This is a genomic window from Aeromonas finlandensis (assembly GCF_000764645.1).
Classification (GTDB): domain Bacteria; phylum Pseudomonadota; class Gammaproteobacteria; order Enterobacterales; family Aeromonadaceae; genus Aeromonas; species Aeromonas finlandensis.
Genome location: NZ_JRGK01000216.1, coordinates 1 through 1,756 on the forward strand (window position 1 = coordinate 1; position 1,756 = coordinate 1,756).

Annotated in this window: 2 protein-coding genes; both read right to left on the reverse strand. The window is 63.0% G+C overall.

Annotation, left to right across the window (positions count from 1 at the left end):
* Positions 1 to 37 precede the first annotated feature (37 nt).
* Complete coding sequence (locus tag LD28_RS0112790) at positions 38 to 682, reverse strand: MBL fold metallo-hydrolase (protein ID WP_033137349.1); 645 nt, start codon at positions 680 to 682, stop codon at positions 38 to 40.
* Between the two features lie 31 nt (positions 683 to 713).
* Positions 714 to 1,756, reverse strand: a 1,043-nt coding sequence (gene mnmH, locus LD28_RS0112795) for a tRNA 2-selenouridine(34) synthase MnmH (RefSeq protein WP_033137350.1), incomplete at its 5' end; no start/stop codon positions are given.

A 1,756-nucleotide genomic window follows, 5' to 3' on the forward strand; every position in this document is an offset into this window, starting at 1 on the left:
GAGAAAAGGCAGCGGCTAACACCGCTGCCTTTTTTGATCACCAGATAGGCTGGGTCAGGTAGGGGTTGCTCACCTTCTCGCGACCGAAGGTGGAGCTGGGGCCATGGCCCGGGATAAAGACGATCTCGTCACCCAGCGGCAGCAGGGTCTCGGTGATCGACTTTATCAGGGTAGCGTGATCGCCACGGGGGAAGTCGGTGCGGCCGATGCTGCCGGCAAACAGCACATCGCCAACCCAGGCGAGTTTTTCGGCTTGGTTCAGCAGCACGATATGGCCCGGGGTGTGGCCGGGGCAGAAGTAGACATCCAGCTCGCACTGGCCAAGTTGCACCTTGTCACCCTGCTCCAGCCACTGGTCGGGGCTAAAGGCAGGAGTATGGGCGAAGCCGAACATCTGGCTCTGCTGGGGCAGCATGTCGAGCCAGAAGGCGTCCTCCTTGTGGGGGCCGGTAATGGCGACGCCGGTCTTTTCCCGCAGCTCGGCGGCGGCACCCACATGATCCAGATGACCGTGGGTCAGCAGGATGTGGGTCAGGGTCAGGCCGCGTTTGGCGATGGCGGCCAGCAGTTTGTCCGCTTCGCCACCCGGGTCGATCAGCGCCGCCTGGTGGGTCTCGTCACACCAGATGAGGGAGCAGTTCTGGGCGAACTGGGTGACCGGGATCACCTCGAATTTCAACATGTGGGGTCCTCTTGTTGGAAAGGCGACGGGGTCAGCCCGGTTGCCCGTTGGCGCGCTGCTCGGCGAAGTAGTCGAGACAGGCTTGCTTGTCACCGCGGAACACGATGCGCTCACGCTTGTTGCCAAGCTGGTAGAGATACATGGGGTCGTAGTAACGGGTCAGCAGCAGGGTGATCCAGGCCAGATGCAGCGCGGTATCGCCGCTCTTTTCCTGCTCGGCGAGGGCGGTCTGCATCAGGGCATCCAGCTCGCGGTGGGCCTGATCACCGAGGCGGCGCTTGAGGCGAGCCAGCGCATCGGTGAGATAGGCGGCAAACAGCGGCCAACCGGCTTCCTGACCATACATGGCTTGATAGCGCAGCCAGAGATCGTGCACGTAATCCTCGCGGATCTGCTCGGCCCGATCGCACTGCGGCACATCTACCACCACCAGCGGTGCCTGACTCATTGCCTCATGGAGGGAGATAGGCAGGCAGCAGCGACCGATCAGGCGGCTCTCATCTTCCACCACAAAGGCATGTTCGCCCTGCTGGCGGCGCTTGAGCAGTTCGATGGCCATGTTGTTTTCAAAGTTGATGTTGCTGGGCTGGCCACCGGGCAGTTGACCGAAGGAGGAGCCCCGGTGGTGGGCGTGTCCTTCCAGATCGAGCGCCTGGGCCACATGGTCCAGCATATGAGTCTTGCCGGAGCCGGTCATGCCGGTCAGCACCGTCCAGTGGCACTCGGCAGAGGCCTTGTCCTGGGTGTCGATCAGAAAGCGGCGCAGCTCCTTGTAGCCACCGGCGACGCGGGGGCGAGTGACCCCCGCTTCATGGAGCCACAGTTGTACCGTTTGCGAGCGCAGGCCGCCGCGAAAGCAGTAGAGCACGGCATCGGGCTGCTGGCGCAACTGCGCCAGCCAGCCTTCGATGCGCTCGGCACGAACTGCTCCCCCCACCAGCTTGTGACCAAGCTCAATGGCGGCGGCCTGACCCTGCTTCTTGAAGCAGGTCCCCACCTTGGCACGCTCATCGTCTGTCATTAACGGCAGATTGGTCGAGCAGGGGAAGGCCCCCTCCTTGAACTCGATGGGGG